Consider the following 13680-nt stretch of genomic DNA (forward strand, 5'->3'; position numbering starts at 1 on the left):
CGTGGTCGCACTGCCTGACATAGAACCGGTGAGCCGGGAATCGACCGCCGCGGTGATCGCGCGCCAACTGCGCGACGCGATCATGACCGGCGCGCTCCCGCCGGGCACCCAGCTCGGCGAAACCGACCTGGCCGCCCGCTTCCAGGTCTCGCGAGGCCCGCTGCGCGAGGCGATGCAGCACCTCGTGTCCGAGGGTCTGCTGCGCAGCGAACGCCACCGGGGCTTGTTCGTGATCGACCTCGAACCGGCGGACGTGTTCGACATCTACCTCGCCCGCTCGGCCGTGGAACGGGCCGCCCTGCTGTGCGCGTTCCGCGGCGACCGCGAGGCGGTGGCGGCGACGCTGGAGCAGAACGTCGCCGACATGGCCGCCGCCGCGGACGACCCGGCCGCGCTGTCCGAGGCGGATCTGCGGTTCCACGAGGCGCTGATCAACGCCTCGGGCAGCAAGCGGCTGGTCCGCATGGCCCGGACGCTGCTGATCGAGACGCGGATGTGCCTGACGTTGCTGCAAAGCACGTATCAGGGTGCGGAGGACCGGGTGGAGGAGCACACGCGGATCATCGAAGCCCTTCGGTCGGGGGACGAGGAGACCGCGTTGCACTTGCTGGACGCGCACATGGAGGACGCGATCAGCCGGTTGCTTCCGGGGCGGAGCTTGAAGGGCGGGGTCGCGGCTGGCGAGTGAGGGACGGGGTTTCGGGCGGCTGTCGCCCAAACCTCGCACCCGCACGGACACGCGAGAGCCGCGCCTGCCCTATGGCGACCCGGGTGCCTCCGCGCTTGCCCCAGCCCGCGGCTCCCGCGGTGGCGGGAACCGCGCCGTGGTCCGTTTCTCGCGGGAGAACTGGTGCAGCACCGGCAGTCCGAACGCTATTTGGCCGGGTTCGACGGCTTCACCTCCGACCGCGTGCTCGAAATAGGAAGCGCCCTCCCAGAACAGAACCTCTCTTTCGCCGGACTCGCCTTCCTGCTGGCCGACCCGTACAGCACTCATTTTGCTACCGGCCACGAAACCCGAGCCGAAGGTGCGACTGGCCAACGTGAGCAGCAGCAACGGAATGGCCGAATCCTCGTTGAGGTCCCGATCGCTCGACACTGGCGTGACAGTGAGCCCGCCGGTGAATCGAGTGTCGAGTTCCAGCCGCTCCACCGCGGTGAACAGAGGCCCTCTAGCACGCCGCCCGCGCGTTCGATCGTCTTGGCGGACGCCAGGTTCTCCCTCGCGCGCACCAAGAGCACCCGAGGCAAGTCCAGCCGCTCGGCCTCGTCCGACGCGGACAAGCCGAAACCGTCCTCGGACAAGCCCGGGCCCCATTCGCGGTGTGCTTCCAGCCAGGCGCGGTGCAGGCGGACGGTGGGGGCCCGCAGTTCTGGCATTCTTCGACCCTACCGGCCACCAGCCCAGAAAAACCTGGCACAGCAAGAGAAACTTACGCATGCCGCACCCCCAGCACGGGCTGTCCGCCGCGGCCGGAGTTGTACTGCGGCGACCACGGGAACCAGCCCGCGGGATCGGCGTAAACCAGCTGCCGGGCTTCGATTCCCGTGCCATAGCAGCACACCGCGATATCCAGATGCGCCGCGGGAGCGCTGAGCTGGACGATTTCCACCCGCGGCAACCGGGGCAGCAGCCACTGTTCCCCGGGCACCGGCGGGCCGGTGTGCAGCGACTGTCCGGCCGCGGCGTTGAGCAGCGGAACCGCTTGGTGCGGCAGCAATCCGGTGACGACCAGCTCGGGCAAGCCCTGCGCGGTCAGCCCCGCGGTGTACGCCCAGGACGGCCGGGAACCCGTTCCCAGCACGCCCTGGACGCACCAGCCGTTCTCCCTGATCTCGTCGAGCACCTCGATCAGGTACTGCTCCTCCGGTCTGTCCGGTTCCTCGCACCTCTGGCACATCGGCGCCCTCCTCCCCTCGGGACCCGTCGGCGGGTCAGGGAAGAGTCAACCGCGCGGCACCGACAAAAAATCAGCGGAGCGAAGCGGCCACCGCGGCGCCGAGCGCGGTTGTGGTAGCGGTTCCGCCGAGGTCGGGGGTGAGGGCTTCGCCCGCGGTCAGCACCTCGTCGACCGAGGCGCGGATCGCCTGTGCGGCAACGGTTTCCCCGAGGTGGTCGAGCAGCATCGCCGCGGCGAGGATCTGCGCGACCGGGTTCGCGATGCCCTGTCCGGCGATGTCCGGGGCACTCCCGTGGACCGCCTCGAACATCGACGGGAACTCACCTGATGGGTTGATGTTTCCGGACGGTGCCATGCCCAGTCCGCCGGTGATCGCGGCCGCGAGGTCGCTCAGGATGTCGCCGAAGAGGTTCGACGCCACCACCACGTCGAGCCGGTCGGGAGCCTGCACCATCCGCGCGGCGAGAGCGTCCACATGGCACTGTTCCGCGCGCACGTCCGGGTACTGGGCCGCGACTTCGGCGAAAATCTCGTCCCAGTACGGCATCGAGTGGATCAGCCCGTTCGACTTCGTCGCCGAGGTGACGTGCTGAGAACGCGTGCGCGCCAGCTCGAAGGCGTACCGGATGATCCGTTCCACCCCGACCCGCGTGAACACCGACTCCTGCAGCACGAACTCGTCCGGCCGCCCGGCGTTGTGCCGTCCGCCGATCTCCGAGTACTCGCCCTCGGAGTTCTCCCGGACGATCACCATTTCCAGCTCGTCGGCCTTCCGCCCGGCCAGCACCGACGACGTCCCCGGCAGCAGCCGCACCGGCCGCAGGTTGACGTACTGCTGGAACGCCCGCCGCAACGGGATCAGCAGGCCCCACAGCGAAACGTGGTCCGCGACGCCGGGGAAGCCGACCGCGCCGAGCAGGATGCCGTCGAAGCCCGACAGCTGCACGACGCCGTCCTCCGGCATCATCGCGCCGGTCTTGGTGTACCGCTCGCAGCTCCAGTCGAATTCGGTCCACTCCAAGGAGAATCCGTACTTCTCCGCGGCCGCGTCGAGGACCCGGCGCGCTTCGATCGTGACGTCGACCCCGATCCCGTCGCCCGGGATGCTCGCAATCCGGTGTGTCACAGGCTCACCGCGATGTACTTGGTCTCCAGGAACTCGTCGATGCCGACCGTGCCGCCCTCGCGGCCGAGACCGGACTGCTTGACGCCGCCGAACGGAGCCGCCGGGTTGGACACGATGCCCTGGTTGAGGCCGATCATCCCGGCCTCCAAACGTTCCGAGACCCGCAGCGCGCGCTTCAGGTCGCTGGTGAACAGGTAGGACACCAGGCCGAATTCGGTGTCGTTGGCCTTCTCGACCGCCTCGTCCTCGGTGTCGAACGGCGTGATCGGCGCGACCGGGCCGAAGATTTCCTCGCTGGCCAGCCGGGCGTCCACCGGCACATCGGTGAGCACCGTCGCCGGGTAGAAATGCCCCGGACCGTCGACCCGCGAGCCGCCGGTGAGCACCCGCGCGCCCTTGTCCGTGGCGTCCTTGACCAGTTCGGTCACCTTCTTCACCGCGGCCTCGTCGATGAGCGGGCCGACCACGACGCCCTCGTCGGTGCCGCGGCCCATCGGCAGCGCCTGCATCCGCTCGGTGAGCCGGCGCGAGAACTCCTCGGCCACGCCGCGCTGCACGTAGAACCGGTTGGCGGCGGTGCACGCCTCGCCGATGTTGCGCATCTTCGCCTGCATCGCACCCTCGACCGCGGCGTCCAGGTCCGCGTCGTCGAACACGACGAACGGCGCGTTGCCACCCAGTTCCATCGACGTGCGCAGCACCTTCTCCGCGCACTGCTCCAGCAGCTTGCGCCCGACCGCGGTCGAACCGGTGAAGGACAGCTTGCGCGCGCGTCCGTCGCGGATCAGCGGCTCCATCACGCCGCCCGCGTCCTTGGTGGTGACGACGTTCAGCACGCCCTCGGGCAGTCCGGCGTCGGCGAGGATCTGGGTGAGCGCGAGCATCGACAGCGGCGTCTGCGCGGCGGGCTTGATCACCATCGTGCAGCCGGCGGCGACGGCCGGGCCGATCTTGCGCGTGCCCATCGCCATCGGGAAGTTCCACGGCGTGATGAGCAGCGTCGGACCCACCGGCTGGCGGGTGATCAGGAACCGGCCGTTGCCGTTCGGGGCCACCGCGTAGCCGCCGTCGATCCGCACCGCTTCCTCGGCGAACCAGCGGAAGAACTCGGCGGCGTAAGTGATTTCCCCGGCGGCCTCGGCCAGCGGCTTGCCCATCTCCAGGGTCATCAGCAGCGCCAGCTCGTCACGGCGCTCGATGAGCTTGTCGTACGCGCGGCGCAGGATCTCGCCGCGCTCCCGAGGGGCGACCGCGGCCCAGTCGGCCTGCGCCGCGACCGCCGCGTCGAGCGCCGCGAGACCGTCTTCCGGCCCGGCGTCCGCGACCTGGCACAGCACCTCGCCGGTGGAGGGGTCCTGCACGTCGAAGGTCTTTCCGCTGCGCGCGGAGACCCACTTGCCGCCGATGAAGAGTTCCTTGCCGACCGCGTCCACGACGCCGTTCTCGGTGATCCCGCTCATCCAGCTCGCTCCTGTTCCTGTTGTCCCGAACTCATGCTATGGATATTGTCAACAATCGACAACCGTCTCCACCCGCACCCAGGAGGGCGCCGCATGGCCCAGCTTTCCCCGCTGCTCAAGCAGGCAACGCCCGTCGTCGTCGACCACGGTGAAGGGGTTTACCTCTACGACGTGGACGGGAAACGTCACCTCGACTTCACCGCGGGCATCGGGGTGACCAGCACCGGGCACTGCCACCCCCGCGTGGTCGAGGCCGCGCGCGAGCAGATCGGCAAGCTCGTGCACGGCCAGTACACGACGGTGATGCACCAGCCGCTGCTCGAACTGACCCGCAAGCTCGGCGACGTGCTGCCGTCCGGGCTCGATTCGCTCTTCTACGCGAACTCCGGCAGCGAGGCCGTCGAGGCGGCGCTGCGACTGGCCCGGCAGGCGACGAAACGGCCGAACGTCATCGTGTTCCAGGGCGGTTTCCACGGCCGCACGGTCGCCGCCGCGACCATGACCACCTCCGGCACCCGGTTCAGCGCGGGCATCTCGCCGCTGATGTCCGGCGTGCACGTCGCGCCGTTCCCGTACGCCTACCACTACGGCTGGGACGAGGAGACGGCGACGAAATTCGCGCTGCGCGAGCTGGACTATCTCTTCCAGACCGTCTCCGCGCCGAGCGAGACGGCCGCGTTCTTCATCGAGCCGGTGCTCGGCGAGGGCGGCTACGTCCCGGCCAACACCGAGTTCATGGCCGGGCTGCGCGAGCGCGCCGACCGGCACGGCATCCTGCTGGTGCTCGACGAGGTCCAGGCCGGATTCGGCCGCACCGGCAAGTTCTGGGGCCACGACCACTTCGACGTCCACCCGGACGTCGTGCTGATCGCGAAGGGCCTCGCCAGCGGCTTCCCGCTGTCCGGCATCGCCGCTTCGGAAGAGCTGATGGCGAAGGCGTACCCGGGTTCGCAAGGCGGCACGTACGGCGGCAACGCGGTGTCGTGCGCAGCGGCGATCGCGACCCTCGATGTCATTCAGGACGAAGGCTTGGTCGAGAACGCCGCGGAGCGCGGCCGTCAGCTTCTCGAAGGCGCGCGCGTCATCGCGGACAAGACGCCCGCTATCGGCGACGTACGCGGCCTCGGGCTTCTCGTGGGCACAGAGTTCACGACGGCGGACGGTGAACCGGACACGGCCACCGCGCAGGCCGCCCAGCAAGCAGCCGCGAAGAACGGACTGCTGCTGCTCACCTGTGGCGCGTACTCGAACGTCGTGCGCATGGTGCCGCCGCTGGTCGTCAACGCGGAACAGGTCGACGACGCGCTGCGCATCTGGGGCGAGGTCGTCTCGTCGGTCACGGGGAGCTGAGGCATGGCGCGCTACATCACCATCAGTCTCGACAAGCGCGGCGTCACCTGCCGCGCCCGGCTGCTCGACGACGAAGCACCGCGCACCTGCAAGGCGGTCTGGGACGCGCTGCCGCAAAGCGGTTCGGCCTACCACGCGAAGTACGCGCGCAACGAGGTCTACACGCTCGTGCCGCCCTTCGCCGAGCCCAAACCGGGGCGCGAAAACCCGACCATCACCCCGATTCCCGGCGACGTCGTCTACTTCGGATTCGAGGCGTGGGAAATCGGCAATCCGGCGTACGGCTACGACGAGGGCAGCGAGGCGCACAGCGACCAGGGCGCCACGGATCTCGCGATTTTCTACGGCCGCAACAACCTCCTGATCAACGGCGACGCGGGCTGGGTCCCCGGCAACGTGTTCGCGACGATCGAGGAAGGCCTGTCCGAGATGGCCGCGGCCGCGCAGGACCTGTGGCTGCGCGGCGTGGAAGGCGAAACGCTGTCGTTCGCGCGCGCTGACTGACTGTCGCCGCAAGGGCCGGTTCCTCCACCGCGGAGGGGCCGGCCCTTTTCGCTGCCTGATCGGGCCAGATCGTCCCGCCAGAGTGAAGCCGGGTTAACCCTCCGCGATCATGAACGCGGGCCGGGATTCGCTGCCGGACAAGGGATCCAGGCTAGATGATCACCCGGTGGCGTGAACCTCGGCAATTCACCAATCGTGGCTTCGCATTCACCGGTTCGAGGGGCCACGCCGCCCGGTTGCCGCAGTGCGCGTCTGCTACCGAGGGTGATCGGAGCCGAGGTTCGCTACGAACCGTGGCGAAGAGTCCACAGTGCACCCCCGGCGACAAACCCGAAAGCCTTACATGTTTAACATGGGAAGATTCCCCGGCCGCCGATCCCTTGCCAGCACAGGGAAAACCGCGCTTTGACACCGCGAGCCCGCCGGTGGAAATCTGCGTTCGCTCCTCGCGAGAGCACCAAGAAAGAACAATCCGAACAAGGAGCCCCTCAATGCAGATGTTCACCCAGCACGTGCACCACGGCCACGACCTGATCTCGGGTCTGCTCGCGCACCTGGCGCACGTGCTCGGCTGGCTCGTCTGACCGGCACCGAGGATTAACCCAGGGGCCGGCCTGTTGGCGCGGGCCGGTCCCTGCTTGGGTTCCCGCCACCGAAGCCACGCGCGCGGCGTGGCTTTTTTCGTGCCCGCGTCGGCTAACGTGAAAACTATTCATGGCCAGTCCCGCACCAGAACGGCTAGGCTGCGGCCACGAAGCACGCGCGCACGAGGGAGTGGCATGAGCGAGATCGCAACACGGCTGGCAGGGGCCGTCGGAGCGGGGAACCTGCTGACCGGTGACGCGATTTCCGACGACTACGCGCACGACGAGGCGCTCAGCACGCCCGGCCAGAAACCCGCGTACGTCGCGAAGCCGGCCACGGCCGAAGAGGTCTCCGAGCTGCTGAAGATCGCCGCCGCCGAGGGCATCCCGGTGACCGCGCGCGGGTCCGGCAGCGGACTGTCCGCCGCGGCGCGGCCGGTCGAGGGCGGGCTGCTCGTCTCGTTCGAGCGGATGAACTCGGTGCTCGAAATCGACACCGGCAACCACGTCGCCGTCGTCCAGCCGGGCGTCACGCTGGCCGAGCTCGACGCGAAGACCGCCGAACACGGCCTCACCTACCCCGTCTATCCCGGCGAGCTGAGCGCGAGCGTCGGCGGCACCGTCGGCACCAACGCCGGCGGCATGCGCGCGATCCGCTACGGCATCACCCGCGGCAACGTCTCCGGCCTGCAGGCGGTGCTCGCGACCGGCGAGATCGTCCGCGTCGGCGGCCGGATGTCGAAAATCTCCAGCGGCTACGACCTCACCCAGCTGATCATCGGCTCGGAGGGCACGCTCGCGCTGGTGACCGAGGTGATCGTGAAGCTGCAGCCGCGGCTGCCGCACGGCGCGACCGTGCTCGCCCCGTTCGACGATTTCGAGCAGGTGATGGCGGCCGTGCCGAAGATCGCCGCGAGCGGTCTCGCCCCGCAGATCCTCGAGTACATCGACAACATGACGATGGCCGCGATGGTCTACAACGACAAGCTCGAACTGGGCGTCCCGGAGGAAATCCGTGACCGGACCCAGGCGTATCTGGCGGTGGCGCTGGAAAACCGGGTGGCCGACCGGCTCGGCGAGGACGTCGAAGCGCTCGGCGAACTGCTGGTCGAACTCGGCGCGACCGACGCGTACGTCCTCGAAGGCAATGCCGCGCGCAAGCTCATCGAAGCCCGCGAAAAAGCCTTCTGGAACGCCAAAGCCGCGGGTGCGGACGACGTCATCGACGTGGTGGTGCCGCGGACCGCGATGCCGCAGTTCCTGGCCAAAGCCCGCGAGCTGGCGATGGCGGCCGGCGGCGGCGCGATCGGCTGCGGGCACGCCGGCGACGGCAACGTCCACCTGGCGATCTTCTGCAAAGACCCGGACACGCGCTCGCAGCTGCTGACCGACATTTTCGGCTGCGCCTACGAACTCGGCGGCGCGATCTCCGGCGAGCACGGCCTCGGCCGCACCAAAACCAAGTACTACGCCAAACTCGAGGACCCGGCGAAGCTCGATCTGCTGCGCCGGGTCAAGGAAAGCTTCGACCCGGCCGGGATCCTGAACCCCGGCGTTCTGTTCGCGCAAACCGGAAAGTGAGCACAGTGAGCACGCTCAACGGCGCCCAGTCCCTCATCCGCACGCTCGTCGACAGCGGGGTCGACGTGTGCTTCTCCAACCCCGGCACGTCGGAGATGCACTTCGTCGCCGCCCTCGATTCGGTGCCGGAGATGCGCGGCGTGCTCGCGCTCTTCGAGGGCGTGGTGACCGGTGCCGCGGACGGATACGCGCGGATCGCCGGCAAGCCCGCCGCGACGCTGCTGCACCTCGGCCCGGGGCTCGGGAACGGCCTGGCGAACCTGCACAACGCGCGGCGCGCGCACACGCCGGTGGTCAACGTGATCGGTGACCACGCCACCTATCACAAGCAGTACGACGCCCCGCTGGAGTCGGACATCGACGCCATCGCGGGCTCGCTCGAAGGCTGGGTGCGCCGGTCCGGGCACACGAAGGACGTCGGCGCGGACGCCGCGGCGGCGGTCGCGGCCGCACAGGACGCGCCGGGCCGGGTCGCGACGCTGATCCTGCCCGCCGACGCGTCGTGGGGCGAGGGCGGCGAAACGTGCGAGCCGATTCCGCCGCGCGTGCCGCAGACGGTCGACGCGACGACCGTGCAGAGGATCGCGGACTTGCTGCGCAGCGGCGAGCCGGTCGCGTTGCTGATCGGCGGATCCGCTTGCCGCGAAACAGGTTTGCGCGCGGCCAGCCGGATCGCGGCCGCGACCGGGGTGAAGGTGCTCGCCGAAACGTTCCCGGCGCGGCTGGAGCGCGGTGCCGGCCTGCCCAACATCGAACGGCTGGGCTACCTCGCCGAGCAGGCCAAATACCAGCTGGACGGGATCAAGCACCTGATCGTCGCGGGCACGAAGGCCCCGGTGTCGTTCTTCGCCTACCCCGGCATGCCGAGCGAGCTGACCCCGGAAGGCGCGGACGTCCACGTCCTCGCGAACGTCGGCCAGGACGTCCCGGCCGCGCTGGAAGCGGTCGCCGCGCTGGTGGCCGCGGACACCGAACCGGTCCTGCAGGAGGCCGGACGGCCGGAGCTGCCGAGCGGTCCGCTCACCGTGCAGAACTGGGTCGACGTGATCGGCGCGCTGCTGCCGGAGAACGCGATCATCGTGGACGAGGCGAACACCTCCGGTCTCCTGCTCCCCGCCGCGACCGCGGGCGCGCCGCGGCACGACGTGCTGACCCTGACCGGCGGGGCGATCGGCTACGGCATGCCGGTGGCGGTCGGCGCGGCGATCGCGGCTCCGCGACGGCCGGTGATTAATCTCGAATCCGACGGCAGCGCGATGTACACGATCTCCGCGCTGTGGACGCAAGCGCGCGAGAACCTCGACGTGACCACGGTGGTGCTCAACAACAACGCGTACGCGATCCTGCGGATGGAACTGCAGCGCGTCGGGGCGTCCGGAGACGGGCCGAAGGCGAAGGACCTGCTGGACATCGGCCGTCCGGACCTGGATTTCGTGAAGATCGCCGAGGGCATGGGCATTCCGGCGACCCGGGCGACGACAGCGGAGGAGCTGGCCGAGCAGTTCCGGCGCGCGGTCGCCGAACCGGGACCGCACCTGATCGACGCGACCGTTCCGCCGCTGCTCTGACGAGGCTCTAGACGCGGGCGAGTTCCGGGCTGGCGGCACGGAACCGCGGCACCACCGCGGTCAACGCCAGCCCGGCCACCGCCGCCGCCGCGGCGACCGCGAACGTGGCGCGGAACCCCGCGAGCGACGGCACGGTGAACGAGCCGACGGTGATCGTCAGGTGCGCGAGCATCGTGGCCATCACCGCGCTGGACGTCGAGGTGCCGACGGACCGCATGAGCGAGTTGAGCCCGTTCGCCGACGCGGTTTCGGTGACCGGCACCGCGCTCATGATCAGCGCGGGCATCGCGGCGTAAGCGATGCCGACGCCGGCTCCGATGAGCACCGACGCGATGATCAGCTCGACCGCGTTGTCCATCAGGAAAATCGCGAAAAGATAGCCGACCGCGATCACGATCGCGCCGGTCATGAGCGTGACGCGCGCGCCGTAACGGTTGGTCAGCCGCGCGGAGACCGGGGACAGCGCCATCATCACCAAGCCGTTCGGCGCGAGGCACAGACCGGCTTCCACCATGCTGAGCCCGAGGCCGTACCCGGTCACCGAAGGAGCCTGCAGCAACTGGGGAAACGACAAGGACATCGCGTACATCGCGAAGCCGACGAGAACCGACGCGAGGTTCGTGAACAGCACCGGCCGCCGAGCCGAAACGCGCAGATCGACCAGCGGGTCCCGACGACGCAGCTGGTACCAGCCCCAGGCCGCGAGAACGACCACGGCGGTCGCGGCGAACCCGAGCGTCGCCGGGCTGCCCCAGCCCCACGAGGCGCCCTTCACGATCGGCAGCAACAGGCTGGTGAGGCCGACGATCAACCCCAGCGTGCCCAGGAAATCGAACGGCGCGGGTGTGCGGATGGGCGATTCCGGGACGAACCGCAGGATCAGCAGCCCACAGCCGAGCCCGAGCCCGGCCGCACCCCAGAACAGGACGTGCCAGTCCGCGTGCTCGGCCACGATCGCCGCGACCGGCAACCCGATCGCGCCGCCGACCCCGAGCGTCGCGCTCATCAGCGAAATCGCGCCGCTGACGCGTTCCGGCGGCAGTTCGTCGCGCATGATGCTGATCCCGAGCGGGATGACGCCCATTGCGCAGCCCTGCAGCCCGCGGCCGACGATCATCAGCGCCAGCGAACTGGTCAGCGCCGAGACCACGGATCCGGCGATCAGCACCGCCAGGCTGATCAGGAGCACGCGGCGCTTGCCGTAAAGATCGCCGAGCCGCCCGGCGACCGGGGTGCATACCGCCGCCGCGAGCAGCGTGACGGTGACGACCCACGACGCGTCCGTCGGCGTGGTCTGCAGCAGTCTCGGGAACGCCGGGATCAACGGGATGACCAGCGTCTGCATGAACGAAGCCACCAGCCCGCACGAGGCGAGCACCACGATGATCGGCCCCGAACCCGCCCGCGCCACCGCGTCCCCCGTCCCGTATGCCGTACCGGATTCGCACGCTACCGGGTGCGGAGGGAGGAACGGGCGGTTCGTGATCGATCCGACTTACCGGGATGGCCCGGATGGCCCAACCGCCGGGGCTACAGCCACTGTTTGACGCCGCCGTGGTGCGAGCAGGTGCCGGAACGGTGCTGGCTGTAGCTGTACGTGCCGTCGTTGCACTGCGCGGTCGCGCCGGAGGGATTCGAGTCCGGGCGGTGGACGCAGTTTCCGGAGGAGTTGCGGTAGTAGTCGGTGCCGCACTCGGCCGGGCCGGGATCCGGCGCGGCCTGGTTCGGCACGTCGGCCTTCGGCGTCGTGATCCGCGGGGCGGTCTGGGTCTTCGGCGCTGGTTTGGGCTTGGCCGCCGTGGTCGGCGCGACGAGCGGGGCGACCGGCTGTGTGGTCACCGGGACCGCGATCGAGGTCGGCGGAGTCGCCGGTGCGCTGTAGCTCGTCGTATGCGGCGGCGAATACTCGCTCGTCACCCCAGACGGCGCGCTCCCGGTCGGCACCGCTCCGCACCCGGCGACCAGAACGCCCGCGACCAATGCCATCCCCAGTTTCCGCAGCACGCGGCACCTCCTCGCGATCCAATGCGAGAGAAGGGTCGACAGCGAACGGAAAATCGTTACAACGGGCCCATCGGTGACGAACCGGTGACGGCGACCGGGCACCATCCCGGCTCATGGCCGAACCCGTATTCGCCGACCGGCTCCCGACGGGCAAGTCCGGGACGCGGGGGCGCGCGGCGACCGAATTCGTCGTCGGCGCCACCGACGACCCCGCGGAGCACGAAGCGCACCACCTCGCCGGGCAACTGGCGTCGGACGAGCACCCGACCTCGCCCGGGCCGCGTCCCCGCCCGACCGGGTCCGGCGAGCGGCTCGACAACCGGGCACAGGCCAACGTGACCGAAACCCTCGCCGCTCCGGGCCAGCCGCTCGACCCGGAAACCCGCGGCGCCTTCGAAACCAAGCTCGGCCGCGACTTTTCCACCGTGCGGGTGCACAACGGTCCCGCAGCCGCCGATTCGGCCCGCGCCTTGAACGCGAGCGCCTACACCGTCGGCGACGCGATCGTGTTCGGAGCAGGCAGGTACGAGCCGCGCTCCCCGGCCGGGCGGCACCTCCTCGCGCACGAACTCGCCCACGTCGCCCAGCAAACCGGAGCGCCCGCGCGAGTGATCCGGCGGGCACCGCCCGTCCCGCCGCCTCCGCCGCCGCTCGTCCTCGGCGCGACCAGCACGAACGCGGCGACGGAAACCCTTTATCACTACGGAGATCTGGAAGGCGCGAGCGTCTTCATGTCCTCGCCGGGCTATCCCCGCCTCACCGATTGCGATATCGCGGCTTCGGTCGAGGAAGCGGCCAGGTACACCGGAACGCCGGTCCGCGACACTGTCCGCTTCAAGTACGAGCTGAAGATCGATCGGGAGTACTTCGCCCGGCATTTCAAGAACGTCGCGACCCGCGCGGGCGGCTATTCCGAATTCGGGACCGATCAACCGATTCCGGTGAAGTACTTCCGGAAGGTCGCGACGCTGTTGCGCGGTCCCTCCGGCTCGCCGCCGGTGACCGGCGGCGGAGCGGGAGGCGGCGCGACCGGCGGCGGTATCGCGGGGCAGAAGGCCCTTCCCCAATCAGGATCGGCTGCGGAAGGGGCGTTGTCCAAGGCACCAGGCACCGCCGGGCCAGGCGTCGAAGGCGCGGCGGAAGGCGCGGCAACCGGCGTCGCGACCAGGTCCGTCCTGCTGGCCGGCCTGCGGTTCCTGACCGGCGCGGCGATCGGGGCGGCGATCGGCGTGCTCGTCGGGCTCGCCTACGCGGCGGTCACACGCAAGCTCATCGCCGGCGACATCGAACTCGCCCTCCAGACCATTCCCGCGGACCGGCAGCAGCGGATCCAAGCCCGCGTCGACGCGCTCCCCGCCGGGAAACGCAAATTCGCGAGAATCACCCTGGACTACACCATGTTCCGCTCCACCCTCGGGTTTCTCGGCGGCCCGGACGCGTACAAATTCGGCAGCATGCGCCTCGTCGGCGTGCACCCGGGCAACGAGGAACTCGACTTCCCCGCAAGCGTCACGGAAACGCCCGGACAGACGTATCCGGTACTGGCCACCCGCGAGATCATCGTCCGCATCAGCTACACCGCGCCGATCGACTGACCGCCGC

Annotated in this window: 11 protein-coding genes; 6 read left to right on the top strand and 5 right to left on the bottom strand. The window is 69.6% G+C overall.

The annotated features are described in order from the left end of the window. The first annotated feature begins 1 nt into the window (after position 1). Entirely contained in the window at positions 2–688 is a 687-nt protein-coding gene (locus tag SSMG_RS31605) for a GntR family transcriptional regulator (RefSeq protein WP_009082816.1), read from the top strand. Between the two features lie 745 nt (positions 689–1433). Here SSMG_RS31605 and SSMG_RS31615 read toward each other — a convergent pair. The 3 genes from SSMG_RS31615 to SSMG_RS31625 form a co-directional block, all read right to left on the bottom strand. Further along, positions 1434–1901 carry a DUF4262 domain-containing protein gene (locus SSMG_RS31615; protein ID WP_009082819.1) on the bottom strand — a complete coding sequence of 156 codons (468 nt, stop codon included), beginning with the start codon at positions 1899–1901 and terminating at the stop codon, positions 1434–1436. Positions 1902–1971: 70 nt separating this feature from the next. Beyond that, on the bottom strand, positions 1972–3027 hold the full coding sequence (locus SSMG_RS31620) for a tartrate dehydrogenase (protein WP_009082822.1): 1056 nt from the start codon (positions 3025–3027) through the stop codon (positions 1972–1974). Then, positions 3024–4487, bottom strand: a complete 1464-nt coding sequence (locus SSMG_RS31625) for an NAD-dependent succinate-semialdehyde dehydrogenase (RefSeq protein WP_009082823.1) — start codon at positions 4485–4487, stop codon at positions 3024–3026. The genes SSMG_RS31620 and SSMG_RS31625 overlap by 4 nt, the downstream gene beginning before the upstream one ends. Before the next feature lie 93 nt (positions 4488–4580). Here SSMG_RS31625 and SSMG_RS31630 point away from each other — a divergent pair, with 93 nt between their 5' ends. From SSMG_RS31630 to SSMG_RS31645, 4 genes are all read left to right on the top strand, one after another. After that, positions 4581–5837, top strand: coding sequence for an aspartate aminotransferase family protein (locus SSMG_RS31630; RefSeq protein ID WP_037715489.1), 1257 nt, complete (start codon positions 4581–4583; stop codon positions 5835–5837). A 3-nt stretch (positions 5838–5840) separates the two neighbouring features. After that, on the top strand, positions 5841–6341 hold the full coding sequence (locus SSMG_RS31635) for a DUF3830 family protein (RefSeq protein ID WP_009082826.1): 501 nt from the start codon (positions 5841–5843) through the stop codon (positions 6339–6341). Between the two features lie 779 nt (positions 6342–7120). Further along, on the top strand, positions 7121–8506 hold the full coding sequence (locus SSMG_RS31640; protein WP_009082828.1) for an FAD-binding oxidoreductase: 1386 nt from the start codon (positions 7121–7123) through the stop codon (positions 8504–8506). A gap of 5 nt (positions 8507–8511) precedes the next feature. Continuing rightward, positions 8512–10074: an acetolactate synthase large subunit gene (locus SSMG_RS31645; RefSeq protein ID WP_009082830.1), complete on the top strand. Its 1563-nt coding sequence runs from the start codon at positions 8512–8514 to the stop codon at positions 10072–10074. 7 nt (positions 10075–10081) lie between these two features. On the opposite strand, the gene SSMG_RS31650 is transcribed toward SSMG_RS31645, so the two are convergent. Both SSMG_RS31650 and SSMG_RS31655 read right to left on the bottom strand, forming a co-directional pair. After that, positions 10082–11560, bottom strand: a complete 1479-nt coding sequence (locus SSMG_RS31650) for an MFS transporter (protein ID WP_286157083.1) — start codon at positions 11558–11560, stop codon at positions 10082–10084. Positions 11561–11604: 44 nt separating this feature from the next. Then, positions 11605–12078 (bottom strand): DUF3761 domain-containing protein, encoded by a 474-nt coding sequence (locus SSMG_RS31655; protein ID WP_009082834.1) that lies wholly within the window; start codon positions 12076–12078, stop codon positions 11605–11607. 113 nt (positions 12079–12191) lie between these two features. Here SSMG_RS31655 and SSMG_RS31660 point away from each other — a divergent pair, with 113 nt between their 5' ends. Then, the gene (locus tag SSMG_RS31660; RefSeq protein WP_009082836.1) at positions 12192–13673 is read left to right on the top strand and encodes a DUF4157 domain-containing protein; all 1482 of its coding nucleotides are present in this window, start codon (positions 12192–12194) and stop codon (positions 13671–13673) included. Positions 13674–13680 lie beyond the last annotated feature (7 nt).

Source organism: Streptomyces sp. AA4 (assembly GCF_000158875.1).
Classification (GTDB): Bacteria; Actinomycetota; Actinomycetes; order Mycobacteriales; family Pseudonocardiaceae; genus Amycolatopsis.

Coding starts and splice junctions, on each gene's coding strand:
- SSMG_RS31615 (WP_009082819.1), bottom strand. CDS start 1,901: ATGTGCCAGAGGTGCGAGGAACCGGACAGACCGGAGGAGCAGTACCTG.
- SSMG_RS31625 (WP_009082823.1), bottom strand. CDS start 4,487: ATGAGCGGGATCACCGAGAACGGCGTCGTGGACGCGGTCGGCAAGGAA.
- SSMG_RS31630 (WP_037715489.1), top strand. CDS start 4,581: ATGGCCCAGCTTTCCCCGCTGCTCAAGCAGGCAACGCCCGTCGTCGTC.
- SSMG_RS31635 (WP_009082826.1), top strand. CDS start 5,841: ATGGCGCGCTACATCACCATCAGTCTCGACAAGCGCGGCGTCACCTGC.
- SSMG_RS31640 (WP_009082828.1), top strand. CDS start 7,121: ATGAGCGAGATCGCAACACGGCTGGCAGGGGCCGTCGGAGCGGGGAAC.
- SSMG_RS31660 (WP_009082836.1), top strand. CDS start 12,192: ATGGCCGAACCCGTATTCGCCGACCGGCTCCCGACGGGCAAGTCCGGG.